The 19,042-nt window shown below is 61.8% G+C and carries 19 protein-coding genes and 6 pseudogenes; 6 read left to right on the top strand and 19 right to left on the bottom strand.

The features are described 5' to 3' along the window. The 4 genes and pseudogenes from OKW30_RS40880 to tnpC (OKW30_RS40865) all read right to left on the bottom strand — a co-directional run. The gene (locus OKW30_RS40880) at window positions 1-441 is read right to left on the bottom strand and encodes a site-specific integrase (protein WP_429349581.1); all 441 of its coding nucleotides are present in this window, start codon (window positions 439-441) and stop codon (window positions 1-3) included. Next, the gene (locus tag OKW30_RS40875; protein ID WP_429349580.1) at window positions 438-1,385 is read right to left on the bottom strand and encodes a tyrosine-type recombinase/integrase; all 948 of its coding nucleotides are present in this window, start codon (window positions 1,383-1,385) and stop codon (window positions 438-440) included. The genes OKW30_RS40880 and OKW30_RS40875 overlap by 4 nt, the downstream gene beginning before the upstream one ends. Continuing rightward, entirely contained in the window at window positions 1,382-2,614 is a 1,233-nt protein-coding gene (locus OKW30_RS40870) for a site-specific integrase (RefSeq protein WP_429349579.1), read from the bottom strand. The genes OKW30_RS40875 and OKW30_RS40870 overlap by 4 nt, the downstream gene beginning before the upstream one ends. Window positions 2,615-2,774: 160 nt before the next feature. Further along, a pseudogene (gene tnpC, locus OKW30_RS40865) lies at window positions 2,775-4,118 on the bottom strand (IS66 family transposase); the annotation flags it as partial. Between tnpC (OKW30_RS40865) and OKW30_RS40860 the strand changes: the two are divergent. Continuing rightward, window positions 4,056-4,607 (top strand): annotated as a pseudogene (locus OKW30_RS40860) (IS3 family transposase); the annotation flags it as partial. The pseudogenes tnpC (OKW30_RS40865) and OKW30_RS40860 overlap by 63 nt on opposite strands. A 64-nt stretch (window positions 4,608-4,671) precedes the next feature. On the opposite strand, the gene istB (OKW30_RS40855) reads toward OKW30_RS40860, so the two are convergent. Continuing rightward, the gene (gene istB, locus OKW30_RS40855) at window positions 4,672-5,442 is read right to left on the bottom strand and encodes an IS21-like element helper ATPase IstB (RefSeq protein WP_187639674.1); all 771 of its coding nucleotides are present in this window, start codon (window positions 5,440-5,442) and stop codon (window positions 4,672-4,674) included. Next, window positions 5,439-5,942 (bottom strand): annotated as a pseudogene (locus OKW30_RS40850) (IS21 family transposase); the annotation flags it as partial. The pseudogene OKW30_RS40850 and the gene istB (OKW30_RS40855), both read right to left, overlap by 4 nt. Before the next feature lie 180 nt (window positions 5,943-6,122). Here OKW30_RS40850 and istA (OKW30_RS40845) point away from each other — a divergent pair. Further along, on the top strand, window positions 6,123-7,670 hold the full coding sequence (istA, locus tag OKW30_RS40845; protein WP_184071870.1) for an IS21 family transposase: 1,548 nt from the start codon (window positions 6,123-6,125) through the stop codon (window positions 7,668-7,670). An 18-nt stretch (window positions 7,671-7,688) separates the two neighbouring features. Next, window positions 7,689-8,447: an IS21-like element helper ATPase IstB gene (gene istB, locus OKW30_RS40840; RefSeq protein ID WP_184071868.1), complete on the top strand. Its 759-nt coding sequence runs from the start codon at window positions 7,689-7,691 to the stop codon at window positions 8,445-8,447. Between the two features lie 121 nt (window positions 8,448-8,568). On the opposite strand, the pseudogene OKW30_RS40835 reads toward istB (OKW30_RS40840), so the two are convergent. The 9 genes and pseudogenes from OKW30_RS40835 to istA (OKW30_RS40795) form a co-directional block, all read right to left on the bottom strand. After that, window positions 8,569-8,808: pseudogene (locus OKW30_RS40835) on the bottom strand (IS21 family transposase); the annotation flags it as partial. A gap of 75 nt (window positions 8,809-8,883) precedes the next feature. Continuing rightward, window positions 8,884-10,464 (bottom strand): IS66 family transposase, encoded by a 1,581-nt coding sequence (gene tnpC, locus OKW30_RS40830; RefSeq protein ID WP_429346844.1) that lies wholly within the window; start codon window positions 10,462-10,464, stop codon window positions 8,884-8,886. A gap of 30 nt (window positions 10,465-10,494) precedes the next feature. Next, window positions 10,495-10,851 (bottom strand): IS66 family insertion sequence element accessory protein TnpB, encoded by a 357-nt coding sequence (tnpB, locus tag OKW30_RS40825; protein ID WP_090812713.1) that lies wholly within the window; start codon window positions 10,849-10,851, stop codon window positions 10,495-10,497. After that, a complete protein-coding gene (locus OKW30_RS40820) occupies window positions 10,827-11,414 on the bottom strand; it encodes a transposase (RefSeq protein ID WP_429346843.1) in 588 nt (195 codons plus the stop codon). Before OKW30_RS40820 ends, tnpB begins: the two co-directional genes overlap by 25 nt. A gap of 82 nt (window positions 11,415-11,496) precedes the next feature. After that, window positions 11,497-11,829 (bottom strand): annotated as a pseudogene (locus OKW30_RS40815) (IS21 family transposase); the annotation flags it as partial. Between the two features lie 246 nt (window positions 11,830-12,075). Further along, the gene (locus OKW30_RS40810; protein WP_429349578.1) at window positions 12,076-12,474 is read right to left on the bottom strand and encodes a hypothetical protein; all 399 of its coding nucleotides are present in this window, start codon (window positions 12,472-12,474) and stop codon (window positions 12,076-12,078) included. Window positions 12,475-12,554: 80 nt separating this feature from the next. Then, on the bottom strand, window positions 12,555-12,776 hold the full coding sequence (locus tag OKW30_RS40805) for a hypothetical protein (protein ID WP_429345678.1): 222 nt from the start codon (window positions 12,774-12,776) through the stop codon (window positions 12,555-12,557). Beyond that, window positions 12,773-13,537 carry an IS21-like element helper ATPase IstB gene (gene istB / locus OKW30_RS40800; RefSeq protein ID WP_429345679.1) on the bottom strand — a complete coding sequence of 255 codons (765 nt, stop codon included), beginning with the start codon at window positions 13,535-13,537 and terminating at the stop codon, window positions 12,773-12,775. The genes OKW30_RS40805 and istB (OKW30_RS40800) overlap by 4 nt, the downstream gene beginning before the upstream one ends. Next, window positions 13,524-15,026 carry an IS21 family transposase gene (gene istA / locus OKW30_RS40795; protein ID WP_429345680.1) on the bottom strand — a complete coding sequence of 501 codons (1,503 nt, stop codon included), beginning with the start codon at window positions 15,024-15,026 and terminating at the stop codon, window positions 13,524-13,526. Before istA (OKW30_RS40795) ends, istB (OKW30_RS40800) begins: the two co-directional genes overlap by 14 nt. Window positions 15,027-15,092: 66 nt before the next feature. Between istA (OKW30_RS40795) and OKW30_RS40790 the strand changes: the two genes are divergently transcribed. Together OKW30_RS40790 and OKW30_RS40785 are read left to right on the top strand one after the other, a co-directional pair. Next, window positions 15,093-15,236, top strand: a complete 144-nt coding sequence (locus tag OKW30_RS40790; protein WP_176133875.1) for a hypothetical protein — start codon at window positions 15,093-15,095, stop codon at window positions 15,234-15,236. Beyond that, the gene (locus OKW30_RS40785; RefSeq protein ID WP_256211476.1) at window positions 15,236-15,361 is read left to right on the top strand and encodes a hypothetical protein; all 126 of its coding nucleotides are present in this window, start codon (window positions 15,236-15,238) and stop codon (window positions 15,359-15,361) included. The genes OKW30_RS40790 and OKW30_RS40785 overlap by 1 nt, the downstream gene beginning before the upstream one ends. Before the next feature lie 375 nt (window positions 15,362-15,736). Here the strand turns inward: OKW30_RS40785 and OKW30_RS40780 are convergent, their stop codons facing one another. The 4 genes from OKW30_RS40780 to OKW30_RS40765 all read right to left on the bottom strand — a co-directional run bounded on the left by OKW30_RS40780 (window position 15,737) and on the right by OKW30_RS40765 (window position 18,788). Further along, window positions 15,737-17,545, bottom strand: a complete 1,809-nt coding sequence (locus tag OKW30_RS40780) for a recombinase family protein (RefSeq protein WP_429349577.1) — start codon at window positions 17,543-17,545, stop codon at window positions 15,737-15,739. Continuing rightward, window positions 17,542-17,835 carry a hypothetical protein gene (locus OKW30_RS40775; RefSeq protein WP_429349576.1) on the bottom strand — a complete coding sequence of 98 codons (294 nt, stop codon included), beginning with the start codon at window positions 17,833-17,835 and terminating at the stop codon, window positions 17,542-17,544. The genes OKW30_RS40780 and OKW30_RS40775 overlap by 4 nt, the downstream gene beginning before the upstream one ends. Before the next feature lie 139 nt (window positions 17,836-17,974). After that, window positions 17,975-18,310: a helix-turn-helix domain-containing protein gene (locus tag OKW30_RS40770; protein ID WP_429349575.1), complete on the bottom strand. Its 336-nt coding sequence runs from the start codon at window positions 18,308-18,310 to the stop codon at window positions 17,975-17,977. 208 nt (window positions 18,311-18,518) lie between these two features. Further along, on the bottom strand, window positions 18,519-18,788 hold the full coding sequence (locus OKW30_RS40765) for a DUF5372 family protein (protein ID WP_429349574.1): 270 nt from the start codon (window positions 18,786-18,788) through the stop codon (window positions 18,519-18,521). Between the two features lie 14 nt (window positions 18,789-18,802). Between OKW30_RS40765 and OKW30_RS40760 the strand changes: the two are divergent. After that, window positions 18,803-18,997: pseudogene (locus OKW30_RS40760) on the top strand (IS3 family transposase); the annotation flags it as partial. Window positions 18,998-19,042 lie beyond the last annotated feature (45 nt).

The raw sequence follows: 19,042 nt of genomic DNA, 5'->3' as shown, positions 1-19,042 counted from the left end.
TCAATGGATCGCGTACGTTCGTACGTCAGGCGCCCCTACCAGAGCGGCGGCCTCGCTCTCAGTCAGAAACTCAACAGGGCCGTGCTCGCAGCGTTTAGATGGAATTGCAAGAATGCGCTGACACTGCAGAAACAACGCAGGCTCGCTGACCGCGACGAACCGGAAGAAGGCATGCACGGCGGCAAGCCGCGTGTTGCGTGTTCGCACCGAATTGCCTCTGCCGCGTTCGAGATGCTGCAGGAATTCCTCGATCAACGACACGTCGAAGTCCTCGATTCGCAGCTTTGACGGCGCGCGCCCCATATGCTTCGTGGCGAACGCTAGCAGCAGCCGGAACGTGTCACGGTAACTTGCCACCGTATGCGAACTCAGACCTTGCTGCTCGAGCAGGCGCTGGGTAAAAAACCGCTGAACGAGGGATGGGAGGCCGGCGGCGCTCACGGCCGTTCTCCCGGATAGTTCTTGTCGAGATAGGCTGCCGCGAGTTCAAGCAACTCAGGAACCGCTTCGATGTACCAGTACGTAAGACCGATGTTGACATGCCCGAGGTAGGTGGCAAGTTTCGGCAATTCTCGACTTACGTCCAGACCGGCGCGATACCATTCGACCAGCCTTCCAGTCGCGAAGCTATGCCGGAAGTCCTGGAGGCGCGGGCCGTAACCATCGCGCCCATTCTCTGTCGCCGATCGCAGACCGATCGCGCGCGACATTCTGACGAACATGCTTCGCACAGTGCAGGCCTTCAGCCGGTTGCCGCGCTCACTAACCAGGAACGCCTCGCTCAATCGTAAAGGATAGACTTTATCGCGCTTCTGGGCATAGTGTTCGAGTGCCAACCGGGTCGACTCTTGTACAGGAACAAAGCGAGACTTGCCGAACTTCGACTCCCGGATGGACAGTATCCCGTTAACGAGGTCAACGTCGGACCGGTCGAGTCGAAGCGCTTCGCCTGGCCTGAGGCCCGTCGCTACAAGAAGCCCTATGAGCGTCGAATAGGTCAGTGCCCGCATGCCGGTTCGGGAGCGCAGTTGAGCGGCCTGGGTCATAAGCAGGTCAATTTCCTGCTCAGTGTATATATGCGGTGTATTGCGCCGTCTGCGGGCAGTCAGGAGTCCTGCTGGAGGAATCTGGTTTCGACTGTCAATGACGTTCATCCATCTGGCGAATCCTCTGACTTGGGAGAGGCGACGCCCCCAGGTGGCACGTTCGACGAGTACAGGAGTCGTCGCCCAGCGCAGAGCCAGATCGGTGGTAATGAACTCGGCGCCTTCGCGTTCCAGAAGATCAACGAAATGACCGAGTGCCAACGCAGGTTCATAGAATGACGCCCCGAGAGCACGGCGGACCGCCACGTACCGTGTGAGAGAGTCGCGGATCGCAGTCATATTGCACCTCCTGCCACGGGCCATGAGCGCGCGATTCCACGCAGGTCTTCAAACGCGACCTTTGCATAGATCGCGGTACTGTCCTGTGAGCGGTGTCGCAAGACCTCGGCTATTTCTGCCATCGAGGCACCGTGGCGAATCATCGTCGTCGCCAGACCGTGACGGAATAGATGTGCGGCGCCCCGGCACGCGGGGCTGAAACCGGCACGCGCGAAGGCCAGATGAACAATCTTGCCAATGGCCGCCGGTCCAGCCAAACCAACGCGAGATGCCCATATGCGAAGAAAGACGCGGCGCGATGCGCTCGCTCCGCGACCATCGCGGAGGTATATTGCGATTGCTTCTCCAACCTCCGATGGAAGGGGGACATGCTCGACCATTCGCCCCTTGCCATGAACGACGAGTTCTCCCGAACGCCAGTGAATGTCGTCAAGCTCGATTGCGACGATTTCTCCGGCACGTAGACCGAGCCGCGCCAACAACAGCAGGATTGCATAGTCGCGGCGCCCAGTCGGAGTCGAGCGGTCTGCAGATGCAATGAGGGCTTCTTGCTGCTCAGGCGTGAGGAACGTCGGCACAGTCGACTGTCGCCACTTACGAACCGAAGGCACTGACTCATACAGGTCTCGGGCCGTATCGCCGCGCAAAAACAGGAAATGGCAGAACGAGCGAAGCGCAACTGCCACCAGCCGCGTGTACTCCGCCGATCGACCTTTGCTGTAGGCAAGGAAATGATCTCGGATCGTTACGGCGTCAAATGCATCGGGCAATATACTTCCGTCGTTGGCCGAGTGGCTGTCGAGAAAGTCGCGAATGAAGGGGCCGTAGACGAGCAGAGAGTTCTTAGCGAGTCCACGATCCTGCCTCAGATAGTCCAGGTATCGGCGATAAATGTGCGCGATCGCGGACTGGCCGCCCAACGTCGGCGAACACACAATGGCTTCCGCGCGCAGATAGGCGAGAAACTGCCGTAATGTGGGACGCGCACGCTGGACGCGATCTCGTGATGCGTCGATCATGCGCTTCATAAAACGAGCCGTGACAGACTCATCGAGATCAATCAGGTCGATGTTCCTGTTCTTCATCCACCCAGAGAACGCACACAGGACTCTTCGTTTCTTGCGAAGCGATACCTCGGAATAGTGTGCCGTCCGTAGACGATCAAGAAATGCATCGATGTGATGAGCCGGCAGCCCGCCGGATTCGCTGACTGTGCGTGTCGCATTCATCTGATCTCTCCTGGCCAGCACCATAGCCAGCCTGAGAAATCATACGTTTATGCCGACACAGCGATCATGAAAGGCCATACCCATCGCCACGCGCATGCATGACGCGGCATAATTGGGGAGTCGGCATAACCCTTGTCATGCCGCTAACGGCATGAATGACGTTGTTCGATATGGGCCAGTTGCCGTTCTCGACGTAACGGATCAGCTTAGGCCACTGCCCGTGCAGATAGGTCAGCGCTTTGCCGAGTAAGCTTTGAGGCACGACGCCGGGTATCTGTTCGAGCATCAGCTTTTCGATGGCATCGAGCACGCGTGCACTGTATCGTTGTCGCAATCGCTGTCGTCGTTCGGCCGTCCACGTTTGACTGCGCGCTTCGGCGGCGAACAGCTTGCCGATCAGTTTGATGAAGCGAGTCGCGAGCAAGTTGGGCGAGCGCGCTGCCTTGGGCACGTTATCTTCGGCCTTGATCAGATACCGTCTCGCGTGAGCCCAGCATCCGAGATGCACGAGCTGATACTGTTCAGCGATGCCGTTGTAAGGCTCGTATCCATCGGTCATCAGAACCGCGCCCTTGCGGATGCCGGCGAACAGTCTGTCTGCCAGCTTCGCGCCGCGACCCGCCGTGTAGGCATAACAGCGAATGGGTGTTCCCGATCCGGTCATCTGCGCCCAGAGATAACTCTTTGTTTGCGGTTTGCGCCCTTTCTCCTTCAGCACCTGGAACGTCGTCTCGTCGCAGTAGATCACGTCAGCATCGAGCAGCGCGTCGCGCATCAGATTGATGACGGGCTGCGTGGCGAGACCGACGCGGACCATGCTCGCGGCGAGCGTGTTCGACGAGATGTCGCCACCGAAGCGTCGTAGCAGGCCCGCCCGGCGATAGATCGGCATGCCGAACTGATACTTGCCGGTGGCGACCCACGCGAGCGCCGATTCCGTCAGCAGTCCACGCGGGATGATGCGCAGCGGCGCCGGAGTGACCTTGATGCCAAGATCGCAGCACGGGCAGGCATACTTGACGCGCTGGTGCTGGATGACGCGAAGTTGCTCGGGAATCACGTCGAGCTGCTCGCTCATTTCGACGCCGATCTCGACAAGTGCATGGCCGTCGTGGTTGCAGAAGCGTTCGACTTCGGGAAGTTCGTGCCGAACGACTTCGCGCGGCAGATTGGGATCGAGCGGTTTGCGATGACCGCGCTTCTTGCGTGTGTGTGCGGCGATCGCGGTTGCGGGCGTGTCTTCCTGCGCGGGTGCCGCGTTTGTGCCGAGTACTTCGGCTTCGTTGAACAGGCCGGGTTGGTCTGAGTCGCGCGCCTCGCTCTTTGCGCCGAACAGCTCGCGACGGTAAGCACGCAGCCGCTCCTCGGCCAGATCGCGCTCCGCGATCACCAGACGTAACGCACCACGGACCTCCTCGTGCTCAAGTTGCAGTGAACCGTACGCCTCGCGAATCGCGAGCAGCCTCTTGAGTTCGTCGGCGTCAATGGTCACGTTGATCGGCACTCCGCCAGCGGCTACTACGCGTGGCTCACGCGCGGACCATCGAAGCGCGCAGTGGCCGACGCCGACCTGCTCGCGCGCATCCGTGCGATCTACATGCGCTCACGCGGCACCTATGGGATGCCGCGCGTTCATGCTGAACTGAGCGCGCAGGGCATCCACGTCGGGCGCAAGCGGGTTGCCCGGCTGATGCGTATCGCAAGTCTTTGCGGCGTAAGCCGGCGCCGCTGGCACTCCACCACGCGGCGGCGGCCCGATGCACGCCCGGCGCCCGATCTGGTGCAGCGACACTTCAGCGCCAGTGCCCCGGACCGGCTATGGGTGGCCGACGCGACATATGTGCCGACCGGCGAAGGGTTCCTGTATCTCGCCGTGGTGCTCGATGTGTTCAGCCGCCGCATCGTAGGTTGGGCGATGTCCAACCATCTGTACACCGAACTGATGCTGCGCGCGCTGGACATGGCGTTGCTACAGCGCCCCGGACGGTCAGTTGAAACTCCCCCACTTATGGTCGCGCAAATTCCCCCACCCTGCGCAGCAGGACTAAGGGTTTTATTTAGCTGGTTTTCGTTTTTCTCGCAAGCGTTTCAGCGGCCTCTTTAAGGCGATAGCTGCGACCATCGAACTCGAGCAGGTGGCAGTGATGCATGAGCCGGTCGAGGATCGTGGTGCTCATCGTGTTGTCGCCCAGGTATGCACCCCAATCCTGCACAACGCGGTTGGATGTGACGACAACGCTGCGATGCAGTTTGTAGCGTTGATGGATCAGCGTTTGCAGCAGCGCGCCGGCGGCGTCGGGGATCGTACGCGACAGGAACAGGTCGTCCAGCACGAGCAGATCGCTTTCGAGGATGGCTCGCAGCCGGGCTTCGCGCTGAGCAGTCGGGCTCAGCGCGTAACGGTTAAAGAAGTCGTCGGTCTCAAGATACTGCACCTTGTGTCCCTGCAGGACGGCCTGGTAGGCGACGGCCTTCGCAACGTGCGATTTGCCGGTGCCAGGTTTGCCGATGATCAGCGCGTTGTCGCCGGCCGCGATGAACTTCAGCGTGTGTAGCTGGAAGCAGGTCTGGCGAGGCACTTTGGGATTGAAGCCCCAGTCGAATTCGGCGAGCGTGAGTTTGTCTTCGAGGCCGGAGAGCTTGTAGCGGCGTTCGATGAGCCGGGACTGGCGGCGATCCAGTTCGTCCTGCAGGATCAGTGCGAAGGTTTCAAGGAACGGCTGCTGGGAGCCTTGGGCCTGCAGCACGCGCGTTTCAAGTGTGTCGCGTACGCCGGACAGGCGAAGCTGTCCGAGGGCCCGTTCGATTTCCGGTAATGTCATGGTCATGTCTGCGTTTCTCCCGTCGGAGGTTGAGGTTCGGCGCCGTGCTGCGCACCGAGGGCAAAGAGTTCGCCGTATTCGGCGGCAGGACGGATCAGCGGGTGATCCTGCGTGAGGGGCAGTTCGAGTTGCGGTGCCTGATCGAGACGCTCGAGTGCCTGTTCGAACAGCCGCTCGACGATCGCGCGCACCTGTTTGTAGCGGTAGACGTGATGACGTAACGCGTGATCGCAGGCCTGTTCAACGAGCCGGGCGGGATACTTCTTCGCCAGACCGACGATGCCCCACATGGCGCGATGGCCGACGCGACCTTCGCTGTCGAACATGTACTGGCACAGCGCCTTTGTTTGCGGCCCGATGTCGCCAGCGCTCGCGAGCAGGAAGGCGCTCTGGCGGGACGGATTGAACGGGCGTTCGTCTTCGGGCAGTTCAAGCGAACCGGCCTTTACGGCGCGCGGATGAGTGCGCAGCAACGCCTGCGTACGGCGATCCCGAATCTCGATTGAATATTCCACGCCAAAGTGAACAGGGATTCCACGGCAAAAAGAACACGAATTCCACGGCAAAGTTAATGCCGATTCCACGGCAAAAAGAACAGGGTTTCCACGCCATCGCGAACACGGTTTCGGGGTGGCGGCGACGCGGGTCAACGGTGGCACGATCGACAGTTTTGTCGGGAGTGCCGAATGGCAAATGTCAGGTTGACCATGCGCAAAATCAGGGAAGTGCTGCGGCTGCATTTCGAGTGTGACCGCAACCAGAGGGAGATCGCCGACGCGGTCGGTGCCTCGACAACGACGGTGTGGCATTACCTGCGCCGCACGCGGCTGGCGGGGCTGGGCTGGCCCCTGCCACCGGAACTGCTGACGGACGACGCGGCGCTCGAGGCGAGACTGTATCCGCCGCCGGCACGGCGCGAGCCAACGCGCGGCATGCCGGACTGGCCGGCGGTGCATCGCGAGATCGGCAGGAAAGGCGTCACGCTCGATCTGCTGTGGCAGGAATACAAGGCGCAGCATCCGGACGGCTGCGGCTATAGCTGGTTCTGCAAGGCTTACCAGGAATGGGCGCAGCGGCTTCCTGTCACGATGCGGCAAACGCACGTGCCGGGCCAGAAGCTGTTCGTCGACTACTCGGGCAAGAAGCTCGGCATCATCAATCCGGACACCGGTGAAGTCCGCGAGGCTGAACTGTTCGTCGCCGCGCTCGGCGTGTCCGGTTTTACCTTCGCTGAGCTCACCTGGACCCAGCAGTTGCCCGACTGGATCGGCTCGCACGTGCGCGCCTTCGCGTTCTATGACGGCCTGGTCGAGATCCTGGTGCCCGACAATCTAAAATCGGGCGTCCACAAGCCGGGGTTCTACGATCCGGACATCAATCCAACCTACCAGGAAATGGCCAGGCATTACTCCGTGGCTGTGATCCCGGCTCGCAGTAAAAAGCCGAGGGACAAGCCGAAAGCAGAGCTGTCGGTCCTCCTGGTGCAGAGATGGGTCCTCGCCCGCCTGCGCAACCAGCGCTTCTTCAGCCTGGGCGAGGCCAACCGGGCGGTCGCCGCGTTACTGGGCGATCTGAACAACCGGCCCTTCAAGAAACTGCCCGGCTCCCGCCGTAGCGTCTTCGACGAAATCGATCGTCCGGCACTCAGGCCCTTGCCCGAGCAGCCCTATCAGTACGCTGAGTGGAAGGTCGCGCGTATCGGCCCTGACTATCACGTTGAACTTGATCAGCACTATTACTCGGTCCCATATCGCTACGCGCGCGAACAGGTCGACGTGCGCCACACGATCAACACCGTCGAGATCTTCCATCGCGGCCAACGCATTGCCGCTCACGGCAAAAGCGCTCGCCGTCGCTACCACACCACGATCGACGCGCACATGCCGCCGGAGCACCTGGCGGTCGCCAAGGGCTGGGACCCGGAGCGGCTGCGCAACTGGGCCGCCGACATCGGCCCGCATACGGCGGCTGTCATCCAGCACCTGCTGGGTGCCCGCAAGCACCCCCAGCAGTCGTATCGCACCTGCCTGGGTGTGCTGCGCATGGGCAAGGATTACGGACGCGACCGGCTCGAAGCTGCCTGCCGCCGCGCGATCGATCTGAAAGCGCCGAACTACAGGTTCATTGACTCGACGCTGAAGAACGGCCTGGACCGGGAGCCCGAACCTGCCACCGGGCAGGCCGACCTGCCGCTTGTGCATGCCAACGTGCGCGGGCCTTCGTACTACCACTGAAGCTGAAAGGGAGTCTATATGCTGCATCATCCCACTGTCGACAAACTGCACGCGCTGCGCCTGCCCGGCATGGCGGCGGCGCTTGCCGAGCAACAGTCCCAGGACGGCATTGACCGACTGGGCTTTGAAGAACGTCTGGGGCTGCTGGTCGAGCGTGAATCCAGTGAACGTGACTCGCGACAAACGGCGGCCCGGCTGCGCCGGGCCAGACTGAAGGTCCCCGACGCTTCGCCCGAGGACATCGACTATCGCACCGCCCGCGGCCTGGACCGGGCGCTCACCGCCCGACTGCTGACCGGTGAGTGGCTTCGGGAGAGGCAGAACCTGATCCTGGTTGGCCCGACCGGGCTCGGCAAGAGTTGGTTGGGTTGCGCCTTCGCCATCCAGGCGTGCCGCCAGGGGTTCTCCGCCTGCTATCTGCGCGTGCCGAAACTGAACGAGGAACTGGCGATCGCACACGGCAGCGGGCGCTACGCGCGATGGCTCGCCCAACTTGCCAAGACGGATCTCGTGATTCTCGACGATCTGGCAATGGCGCCGCTGACTGATTCCGCGCGGCGCGATCTGCTTGAGGTTCTTGACGACCGTCACGGGCACCGCTCCACGCTCGCTACCTCCCAGATCCCGGTGGACCACTGGCATGAGGCGATCGGCGAACCCACTGTCGCCGACGCGATCCTTGACCGGCTGGTGCACAACGCTCATCGCATCACGCTCGCGGGCGAATCGCTGCGCAAGACGCGCAGTCGATTGACCGCAAAGCCGCAGTCCGAGTAAAAAGGTAAAGGTCCCGCGTCGCTGCGCTCCGTTTGTTCGCGATGGCGTGGAATCCTTGTTCACTTTGCCGTGGAATCACGATTCACTTTGCCGTCGAATGGCTGTTCTCTTTGCGTGGAATACGCATCTCGATGATGCAATCGTAGATGCGCACTGAAACGAGACTGCCGATCGGCGCAGGTCGTGCCGCATAGTTGCTACGATCGATGTTGACAGTGGTGTCGTCCCAGACGGTACGCACGACCTCCATGAAGTAGCGAAAGCCGGTGGTCGGCAACGGCCGCAGATGCGGCCTCTCCTCCTGGAACATGGCCTCGACCTGTCGCCGGGTGCGGCCATGAATGCGTTTGGCCGCCCAGTTCGTCCGTACGCGATCCATTGACGACACCCCTCAGAGTAAGGGCGCGGTTGTCATGAGATGTGGTACAGGGCTCAGTCAGCGGAGATCGATGGGCATCTTCCAGGGCAAGAGCGCGTCGTAGTCGTCGACGGTCTGTGCCAGCGGGAGACGCTGTAACAGCCAGGTGAGATAGCGATACGGATCAATGCTGTTCGCCTTGCAGGTTTCGACCAGTGAGTAGAGATTGGCGCTCGCGTTTGCGCCATCGACGGTGTCAGCAAACAACCAGCCGCGGCGTCCCAGGCAGAACGGGCGAATGGAATTTTCGCAAGGGTTGTTCGATATGGGCCAGTTGCCGTCTTCAACGTAACGGATCAGCTTCGGCCACTGCCCGTGCAGATAGGTCAGCGCCTTGCCGAGCAGACTGTTGGGGACGACGCCAGGCGAGTGCTCAAGCATCAGCTTTTCGATAACATCGAGTACGCACGCGCTGTATCGTCGTCGCAATCGCTGTCGTCGCCCAGCCGTCCACGTCTGGCTTCGCGCTTCGGCCGCGAACAGTTTTCCGATCAGGCTGATGAAGCGTGTCGCGAGCAGATCGGGCGGGCGCGCTGCTTTGGGGACATTGTCTTCCGCCTTCACAAAGTACCGTCTTGCGTGCGTCCAGCATCCGAGGTGCACGAGCTGGTACTGTTCAGCGATGCCGTTGTAGGGTTCGTATCCATCGGTCATCAGGGCGGCACCTTTACGGACACCGGCAAACAGCCTGTCAGCCAGCCTGGCGCCACGACCTGGCGTATAGGTGAAGCAACGGATGGGGATGCCCGAACCGGTCATCTGCGCCCACAGATAGCTTTTCGTTTGCGGCTTTCGCCCTTGCTCCTTCAGGACCTGGAACGTCGTCTCGTCGCCGTAGATCAGTTCGGCATCGAGCAGCGCATCGCGCATCAGGTTGATGACGGGTTGCGTCGCAAGACCGACGCGGACCATGCTCGCGGCAATCGTGTTCGACGAGATGTCGCCGCCGAAGCGACGCAGCAGACCGGCCTGGCGATAGAGCGGCATGCCGAACTGGTACTTGCCGGTGGCGATCCACGCGAGCGCCGATTCACTCAGCAGCCCCCGCGGGATGATACGGGGCGGTGCCGGCGTAACCTTGATGCCGAGATCGCAACATAGGCAGGCGTACTTGATACGCTGATGCTGGGTGACTCGCAACTGCTCGGGAATGACATTGAGCTGCTCACTGATCTCGACGCCGATCTCGACGAGCGCGTGTCCGTCGTGATCGCAGAAGCGCTCTGCCTCAGGGAGTTCGTGTCGCACGACATCACGCGGCAGATTGGGATCGAGAGGCTTGCGGTGGCCGCGCTTCTTGCGCTTGTGGGCCGCGACCTCGGTTCCGGGGGTATCTTCCTGCGCGGGAGTGGCGTTCGCGCCGAGCGCTTCGGCTTCGTTGAACAGGCCGAACTGGTCCGAGGCGCGCGCTTCGCTTTTCGCGCCAAACAGTTCGCGACGGTAAGCGCGCAGTCGTTCCTCGGCGAGATCGCGCTCAGCTGTCACGAGGCGCAGTGCGCTGCGAACCTCCTCATGATCGCGCTGAAGCGAACCATAGGCCTCTCGCATCGCGAGCAGTGCCTTGAGTTCGTCGGCGTCGATGATCACGTTGATCGGCATACCGCTTAGACCGGCACGCCGGTGACGTGTTCAGCTCACGCGTGCATAATTTCGACTGGGATGTCGCTGGACTGCGGCAATGTCGATGCCCTCGATAAGCCAGTGCAACTGCTCGACGCTCAGTGTCGCGACCCGGTTCGCGCTGTCAGGCCACACGAAGCGATCGTTTGCCTCGAGTCTCTTGAGCATGAGCCAGAAACCGTTGCCCTGCCAGCCCAGGATCTTGATGCGATCGCATCTCCGGTTGGTAAACACATAGAGCGAGGAATCCATCGGGTTCAAATGCATGGCCTGCTCCACGAGAATCGACAGGCTGTTCATGCCATAGCGGAAGTCGACTGGTTCCCGATGCAGGTAGACCTTCAGGCCTTCGTCGAACCGGAACACGGCATCCTCCCCAGCATCTGGACCACGGCGGTCAGTTCGTCGATGCTCGCCTCGCCGAGATCAAACTCGACGCCGTTGGACAGTCGCACATGCAGTGCGAGCGTCAGCGATGGCGATGGCGATGGCGATGGTGACGGTGACGGCGACAGCGACGGCGGTGCGGTTGGCAGTGCTGGTGGTGCTGCAACGACAGGCACGAATGCCGTGGGCGAGGCGACAGGTGGGGAGCGTTTGCGCGAACCCGGGATGTCAATGGGCGCGCCATCAATCACCGCGAGCGCGCCCTCCAGTACGATTTCCTCCGGGGCATGCGGACGTTCCTGTTCGCCGGTAGCATCATCCTGCGATGCCGGCGATATGCCTTTCTCGCGCTCCAGCAGGTACTTCGTGATCCACTTGCGTAGCAGGTTGGCGTTGATCCCGTGCTCCTGCGCCAGGCGGGCAACCGACACGCCAGAACGCAGCGCTTCCTCAACTAGCGCACGCTTGCCTTTATCGTCGTAACGACGGCGACCGTCGCTGCTGCGTCGAACTACTCTTAACTCTGGATCTTTGTCAGCCATAGGTGTCCACCTCCGAATAGGTGGACACCTATGCTCCTCGCTCCTGTCCCCAGCGGCTAGACGCCGAAAATGGATCGCTTACGATCCATTCGCGATGCGGTTCGCTTGCCGAGCGGGCGAAATTGAACGCTGTGGTCTTGCCGGAATCGTCGCTAGCCGGTGGTCGCGGCGGTGGAGGAGTTTGCGTGACGACCGTTTCGGAGCCGGTGGTCACCATGGAGGAGTTTGCCGAAGCGGACTTCTCGGACTCGAAGATCGCCTGATAGCGACGGATCGTCTTGCGGTCGATGCCCGTGAGCCGCTGGATCTGGCGCTGACTCTTGTTACGCTCGAGTAGTGTGAATACGGTGCTTTGCAGGTGCGGCTTCAAGACGTTCACTCCCTGAACTCCTTCTTGTTCGAAGGAGACGAAGATAGACGTCCTGCAACACTTCTCCCGTCAGCTCAATCGACGGTCGTCAGGTGGGGGAATTTGAAGTGACCATACCCGGCGGAATTTGACCGACCGCCGGGGACAGCGCCGCCATGATGGGGTCATTCATCATTCAGATCAGGGCTGCCAGTACACGTCAATCGCCTTCGGGCGCCACTGCCACGAAGCGGGAGTGCGGCCGTCCATGGGGTCGGCGGGAGACTGCTTTGACAAGGCTTGCGTTTCACACTACACCTCCTCGCGGCGATCAGAAACGACGTCGGGATGGCGACGCCGGCAGGACAGCTTGACGCCCATCGCCTTTCTGGGCGGATTATTGCCCGGTGGGTCGTACAGGCACTCGTTCTTGTCGCTGTAGGCGTGACCGTGGATGAGTCCGCGACGGTTCCATATCTTTACGCTCGTCGGCGTGACGTGCAGCGCGTCGGCCATCTCCTGCAGCGTCAGGAGACCCGCTTCGCGCAACCGGTCATAGCGTGGTTTCAGACAGTAGTTGCGCTGCAGGCGCGCGACCATTTTTGCATTGAAGGGCCTACCCGTGCCCGAGGGCGCACTACGTTCGTTCAGAATATTCGCGATCTGCAGGACAGTATGGTGATTGATGTTGACGGCGGCGTAAATCCGCACATAAATGGCGGCACAAGGTTCACCAGGACCGTCAACAATGAAGCGCCGTTGACGGCCTCGGTCGGGGTGGCCGGTCCCAATCAGAATGGATCGCCGATGTCGTTGAGATTGGGATCCTCGGGAGGGGAATGCTGTTCGTGCAGCAGGTCATGCAGGGCGAGGTCATAGTGCATGCAGATCCGGGCACGCAGATCCCCGATGAGTTCGACGACGGCGAGCGCCTGTTCCGGCGACCAGTTGTCCGGTATCAGGAAGTCGAGCCCACGGGTGATGCCCGAAGGCAGGTGTGCCAGGCGCTTCATGATTTCTTCTCCGCACGCGCGCTACTGCGTCTGCTGGCGCGTTGCTCGGCCCTCTCGCGCGCTTCCTTGACCCGGTAGGACTCGCCCTCGATGGCAATGACTTCGGCGCGATGGACCAGCCGGTCAACGAGCGAGACGACACAGGCGGCGTTCGGGAACACCTCGTGCCATTCGGAGAACGGTCTGTTGGTTGTGACCACGGTACTTGCCGATCCGTACCTGCGGCTGACCAGTTCGAACAGCAGATCGGCGTGGCGGTTTGAGTACGAGAGGTAACCGACCTCATCAATCACCAGGACGTCAGGGGATGCATAGCGGCGCAGGCGTCGACGCAGCGCCGAATCGCTGTCCAGTGCGGCCAGTTCGCCGAGCATCTGACCGGCGGTAGTGAACAGCGCGGTGTGACCGTGCACGAGCGCCTGATAGGCGAGATTGAGCGCGAGGGTTGACTTGCCGACACCATTCGGGCCGATCAACACGACGTTGGCGGTATCCCTGACGAACCCGAGCGACATCAACTCTTCAACGGCAAGCCGGTCGCAGCGCGTGGGCCAGCTCCAGTCGAAGTCGCACAGCGGCTTGAAGTTGCCCAGGCGGGCATCGCGGATACGTCGCTCCAGTGATCGGCGGGCGCGCTCATCCTCTTCCCACTGCAACAGCGGCGCGACCCACTGTTCGGCGGCCACATCGGTCCAATGCGCGAGCAGTCCGTACAGACGCAGGGCGTTCGCGCGCCCATGAAGGTTCTCAGGCGTGTTCATCGGCGCCTCCCGCAAGCTGGTCGTAGATGTCGAGCCGGTGTGGTGTCACCAGCGTGTCCTTGTTGCGCACGTGTTCGGGCAGGATGAGGGTGACTGGCGGCGGGGCCTGCCGTGCCTCGCGCCGGCGCTCAAGCGCCAGACGTACCGGATTGGGATGAGGCGCCGCGTCGCTGGCAAGGGTTTCCTCGATCGCGGCCTGCAGTTCGGCCGGGCCATAGCGGTCGAGCAGTCGCAGCAGGTGCGTGGTGATATTGCCCAGATTGCCGCCACGCTCAGCGGCGTGCAGCATCAGGGTCCGGCTGGCCGGCGCAGCCCGGGCCAGATGATCAAGACCGCGATGGTGACGGGCCTCGTGCTTCCTTGCGACGAGCGCATCGATGTGTGCGGCAATCTCGATCTGCGCGCCGCGATCGTAACTGCGTTCATGGGTGGCGAGCAGATCGGCGCCGTCGAGAATGCGTACGCGCCGGGGATCAGCTCGTACCGTGAGCGTGCGTCGCACATGGGTATACGGGATCGTATAGTCGTTCAGGTCGAAGCGCACGTAGGGCGTCTTGCCGACCTTCACGGCGAGAAGCAGCTCACACGGGTACGGATTCTCCGGCAACGTGAGCAGGCTGGGCTGTTCGCGCCCGAAGGCCTCGCGCACGGTGATCATGGGTTCTTCGCGGCAGGGCCGCTCAGCAGCGGGTCCCGCGCACCAGATTGCCGCCTGGGCGTTGAGATCGTCGAGGTCCGTGAATCTGCGAGCGGCAAAGAAGCTCTCGCGTACAAAGCGGATTGCCCGTTCAACGCGCCCCTTCTCGTTGCCCCGTGCGACAGCCACCGGACGAGGCTCATAACGATGATGCGCGGCGAACGCGAGCAATGTCGGGTGGAAGCGGATCGCATCGCCCTGACGCTCAAGCACGGCGCTACGCAGGTTATCGTAAAGCAGAACCCTGGGGACCCCGGACCATGCTTCGAAGGCGCCGGCATGTCCTGCCAGGAAACTGTCCATACGGGCATCGAGGAAGAAGCGCAGATAGATCTGCCGTGACCACGACAGCACCATCACGAAGGCCATCAGCGGTCGTCGTGCCCGACCGATCTGCAGGTGACCGAAGCTGGCCCAATCGACCTGCGCCTGTTCCCCGGGCAGCGTGCGCAGGCGCAGGTAAGCCTCAGGTACCGGGCGTGGCCGGTGCAGCGAGATCAGGTGCCGGAAGTGGTGGTGACTGCCCCGGTAGCCGCGCTCATACACCATCGCATACAGGCGACTGGCCGTGAGCGAGGGAAACTTCTTTAGCGTCTCGTGGATGAACGGCAGGTAAGCATCGATCTGTGAGGCTCGCTGCACGGCGCCAATCCTGGGCAGGCCGGCCTGGGCCAGCACGCGCTGGACGGTGCCGCGGTGCACGCGCAACTGGCGCGCGATGGTGCCGCAACGCCACTTCTCCACGTGGTAATAGCGCAGGATCTGCGCCTCGAGTTCAGCTCCAATGGTCATGGGTCGTTTCCTGTTCTGTCAGTAGTAGTACGAACATCACGGAAGACCCGACGGCGCAGTGGCCCGATGCGTACAAGGCCCGAACAGATGCGGCGACAGAAGCAGCAAGGCGTCGATCCGGGCGCGGCGACAGTGGATGTCGATGCGGTGGCCGTCGTCGTCGAAGTCAGTGGCAGTAGAGCATTGGCGACGGGTGTCGGGGAACGCTGATGCGTCACTTTATTGAGGCGCTGACGATAGCGACGCATCCGTTCGGCATGTGCAAAGCGGCCACGACGACTGAGTTGATAGCGTTGGCCAGCCTCGCGCAGGCGGGCGCGGCGCGAGGCCTGTGAGCAGTCGCCACCGCAGTAAATCTGGCCGCGATCGCAACGGCGGCACACGACGACCTGCGCCCGGCAGCGGGCGCACAGAAAGAGGCGGCCAGTGGCCGGCATCGGCAGTCCCCGTCAATGCCGAAGCGGAATCGACGAGGCGGATCAGCCGTGCCATACTGGCCCGGCACCCGTACCCCGTTGTGCGCGTGTGGGGCTCGACACTGGAATGAACTTGGCGGTTAGGACCGGTGTCGGGCCTGTTTCTTCGGCGGTCAGTTGTAGTCGTTCTTCTACCGCATCCCGATTCCCGCGTCATCCCCCTGCCGAACCGAACATCCCCGGTGCGTCTGCGCTCGCCCTACGGGCTCCCTCCGACGCACCCGAATGTGAGCCTCATGAAACGTCCCAGAGTCGCCGGGCTGAACAGCAATCGCGTCGCCCGGCTGTCCGACGCCGCCATCCAATGTCGGATTCCGACCGCCATTCACAATTGAGCAATGCGTCAATCTGCTCGATCACCGCGGCGGGGGTAATCCATCGTTGCCACGATTTCAGCGGCAACGGCAGCCTGAGGGTCCGGTGAGCGCCGCCCTTGAAGCGGATGTGTGCGGTAACCTGCTGGTCGCGGTTCAGGGTGACGTCTTCCAGAAGCAGCCTCATCATGCGTTTGCGTTCCCGGTCGGGCGTGGCGGGATCGCGCCATAGCCGGGGGAAGTTGGACGCCAGCGAGACGATGACGGCGCGCTGCTCGTCCGTCAGGATGCGCGCGTTCTGTTCGCGGCGACGCTGATAGTCGTCGTTAGCCTCAGTCAACGCTCGAAGCTTATGGTTCCAGTCCGCTTCGAGTGAGTCGGCAACCAGCCGGTTCTCGGGGTCGACGCGCATGTAGCGACGCTGCGCCAGATCGGCTTCATACCGGGCACGCTCGACCTGCTTGTGGCGCAGACGGTCGGCTTCTTCGATGCGGGACTTGAGTTCGCGCTGAACCGCCAGGCTCACCTCAATGGCAAGCGGGTTGAGCGCTTCGACGAGCAGTTCGCCAATGGCCTCATCGATGGCCGCGCCGTGGATGCGCTGGCACACCGGTTCGGCCTGTTCGATGCCTTCGCGTTGGCAGATGTACTCGGGACACAAGCCGCCCTGGCGGCTGTGATAACGGACCGTCATGCGGTTCCCGCATCGACCACAGACCACGAGTCCCTGAAGAAGTGCTGGACCCTCACGCGGCGCGCCACGGCGCCGGTCGGCTCCAATCACCTGTGCGCTCTCATGCAAACGCTTCTGGTTCTGCTCGTACTCTTCCCAGGACAGATAACCGGCATGGGCACCCGGAATCAGCGTATCCCACTGGTCTCGCGGGTTGCGAATCACACGCGTGCGTCCATCGACAGTCTTGCGCGTATGAGTGCGACCATAGACGAACGCGCCGGCATACCTCGGGTTGTGCAGAATGCGCACCACCTGGCTGTGACCGAGACTGCCCCACAGCAGTTCGCCTTTGTGCGGACCTTTGCAGCACCGTCGCGGAAACGCCAGTTCGAGGTGATGCGCGGCGCGTGCGGTGGCCATCGCCGATCCCGTACCGCGGAAGGTGTCGAACAGCCACCTCAGACAGTGCTGGACCTGCTGGTCCGGATCGAGAACGACCGCGCCCGCGGCGTTATACACGAAGCCCACGGGCAGGCGCATCTGCAACTCACCGCGCCTCGCCTTGCTTAGGATTCCTCCTTGCAGTCGTGCGCGCAGCACATGCAATTCGGCCTCGCTCATGGTGCCCTTCAGCCCCAGTAATAGCCGGTCGTTGAAATGGGCAGGATCGTATACGCCATCCTCATCAAGGATCAAAGTGTCGGTGATTGCGCAGATCTCGAGTAACCGGTGCCAGTCGGTAGAGTTGCGCGCCAGGCGCGATACTTCCAGTCCAAGCACGATGCCGGCATGCCCCACGCCGACTTCGGCGACCAGGCGCTGGAAGCCTTCCCGGTCCGCCGACGAAGCGCCCGACTGGCCGAGGTCGCTATCGATCACAATAATGCGGTCCTCGGACCACCCCAGGGCGACGGCCCGTTGGCGCAGCGCGTATTGGCGCTTGGTGCTCTCGGTGTTCTCGAACACCTGGCGCAATGTGGATTGGCGGATATACAGATAGGCGTTGCGCTTCAGATGGCTCGCCTGGACCTTCTGGTGAGGATCGCTCTTCATGCTGCTGCCTCCTGACGCCCATATAAAAGCATTGAAGCCAGAATCATCGTCGCCTCCTGATGCAGCGTGAAGGGGACGATCCCTGCCTCACCAGGCGGCGGCTGCCGCCGTACAACCGTGGTCGCGCATTGGGCCCATGCCTGCATCCACGCTCTCATGCCGCTGCGCATCAACAGCACGAGGCCCTGACCGCGAGGAATCTCGCACGGCAATCCAAGTGCCTGTTGTCTCAGCTCTTCATAACGGGAGATCAGTCCGTCATTGCACAGCGCACAGTCCGGCAATGACACGGACGGCTTCGTTACGGTTTTTTTTGGCGCAAAAACTGTCGCTCAATACTGCGCGGATGAACCTGTACGCCGAAGTTCTGGTGCACCAGACTCGCCAGTCGCTCCGCTCGCACAGCCGGCTCGGCAACCCGCGCCCGAATCAAAAACACTCCATCACCGCCGGTGTCAGTTTGTGGCCGCTGCGCGGGCCCGTCTTGTGGGGGATCAAGCCGCCCAGGCCCGCGTCCTCGAATGCCGCCTGGGCCTGATAGAACGACGGCCGCGAGAAGCCAAACGCCCTGGCGGCTTCGCTGATGGTCCACTTGTCGATGTGCACCGCGCGCAGCATCTCGTACTTGACCTGCAGCAGATCGTGCGGGTCGAAGAAGTCGCCGTCGCGAAACAGCGGATGAGTCACGGCATCGGGGCGCGGATTGAGGCTCGCCGGTTCCCGCAGCGCGCGGTGCTTGTCCTCTTTGCGTCGGTCTGTCGCCATGCACGAACTCCAGGGAAGGAGGCCAAATTATTGTAAATACAATTATGTACCATAATTCTGAATATACAAGGCCGGTTTATGGAATATCGCCGACGTATTGCCGGTAAAACAGCATTCTATCTCGGACACTGGATCGCCCTACAAGGCGAGGTCAGGCGTAATTGAATTTACATTTCCGGCGTATTTGGCTTTACATGTGCTTGTGCTGTCATGGCCCCAGCGTCGCGATCAAACGCCCCAGTTCAAGAAGTTCTTCCACACGAAACAAGGCGCGTCCAGCGGCGACCACGTTGAATGGGTCTTCGCCGACGACGCTCGTCCAGCTGGCGGGCAGCGCCCGCAGTCGGCCATTCGCGTCGTGAAACCAAACCCTGTCCTCATGCCAGTTCTGGGCGTGAAGGACCAGTTCGAATTCCTGCAAATGAAGGGGATGGTACGGATGAGTTACCTGAAAACGTCGGCTTTCAACGTCACTCACGGGCGCAGTTGTCTGCGAACTCCAACGCCATGTGCGAGTCATTCTTCGCTACCCTGGAGTGCGAGCTGCTGGCGCGCACTCACTTCGATACACATGAGCAGGCCCGGCATGAGATCTTCTCATTCATCGAAGGCTGGTACAACACCGCCCGCATCCATAGCAGCCTGAAGTATCGCTCGCCCCTCGCCTACGAACAGCTGCACGCTGCAAAAACAGCGACATTGTCCACCTGTGGGTTGCCCACCGCCGCGCAG

This window comes from Paraburkholderia sp. Clong3 (genome assembly GCF_050436485.1).
Classification (GTDB): Bacteria; Pseudomonadota; Gammaproteobacteria; order Burkholderiales; family Burkholderiaceae; genus Paraburkholderia; species Paraburkholderia tuberum.
Note: the sequence above shows the minus strand (reverse complement) of the source record. Positions and strands in the feature narration are given on the sequence as shown.

Bases quoted from the DNA above. Each gene is read 5' to 3' on its own strand.
- OKW30_RS40875 (WP_429349580.1), bottom strand. From the start codon at position 1,385: ATGACTGCGATCCGCGACTCTCTCACACGGTACGTGGCGGTCCGCCGT.
- OKW30_RS40870 (WP_429349579.1), bottom strand. From the start codon at position 2,614: ATGAATGCGACACGCACAGTCAGCGAATCCGGCGGGCTGCCGGCTCAT.
- istB (WP_187639674.1), bottom strand. From the start codon at position 5,442: ATGACCATGACATTACCGGAAATCGAACGGGCCCTCGGACAGCTTCGC.
- istA (WP_184071870.1), top strand. From the start codon at position 6,123: ATGGCAAATGTCAGGTTGACCATGCGCAAAATCAGGGAAGTGCTGCGG.
- istB (WP_184071868.1), top strand. From the start codon at position 7,689: ATGCTGCATCATCCCACTGTCGACAAACTGCACGCGCTGCGCCTGCCC.
- tnpC (WP_429346844.1), bottom strand. From the start codon at position 10,464: ATGCCGATCAACGTGATCATCGACGCCGACGAACTCAAGGCACTGCTC.
- OKW30_RS40820 (WP_429346843.1), bottom strand. From the start codon at position 11,414: ATGGCTGACAAAGATCCAGAGTTAAGAGTAGTTCGACGCAGCAGCGAC.
- OKW30_RS40805 (WP_429345678.1), bottom strand. From the start codon at position 12,776: ATGAAGCGCCTGGCACACCTGCCTTCGGGCATCACCCGTGGGCTCGAC.
- istB (WP_429345679.1), bottom strand. From the start codon at position 13,537: ATGAACACGCCTGAGAACCTTCATGGGCGCGCGAACGCCCTGCGTCTG.
- istA (WP_429345680.1), bottom strand. From the start codon at position 15,026: ATGACCATTGGAGCTGAACTCGAGGCGCAGATCCTGCGCTATTACCAC.
- OKW30_RS40790 (WP_176133875.1), top strand. From the start codon at position 15,093: ATGCGTACAAGGCCCGAACAGATGCGGCGACAGAAGCAGCAAGGCGTC.
- OKW30_RS40785 (WP_256211476.1), top strand. From the start codon at position 15,236: ATGCGTCACTTTATTGAGGCGCTGACGATAGCGACGCATCCGTTCGGC.
- OKW30_RS40780 (WP_429349577.1), bottom strand. From the start codon at position 17,545: ATGAAGAGCGATCCTCACCAGAAGGTCCAGGCGAGCCATCTGAAGCGC.
- OKW30_RS40770 (WP_429349575.1), bottom strand. From the start codon at position 18,310: ATGGCGACAGACCGACGCAAAGAGGACAAGCACCGCGCGCTGCGGGAA.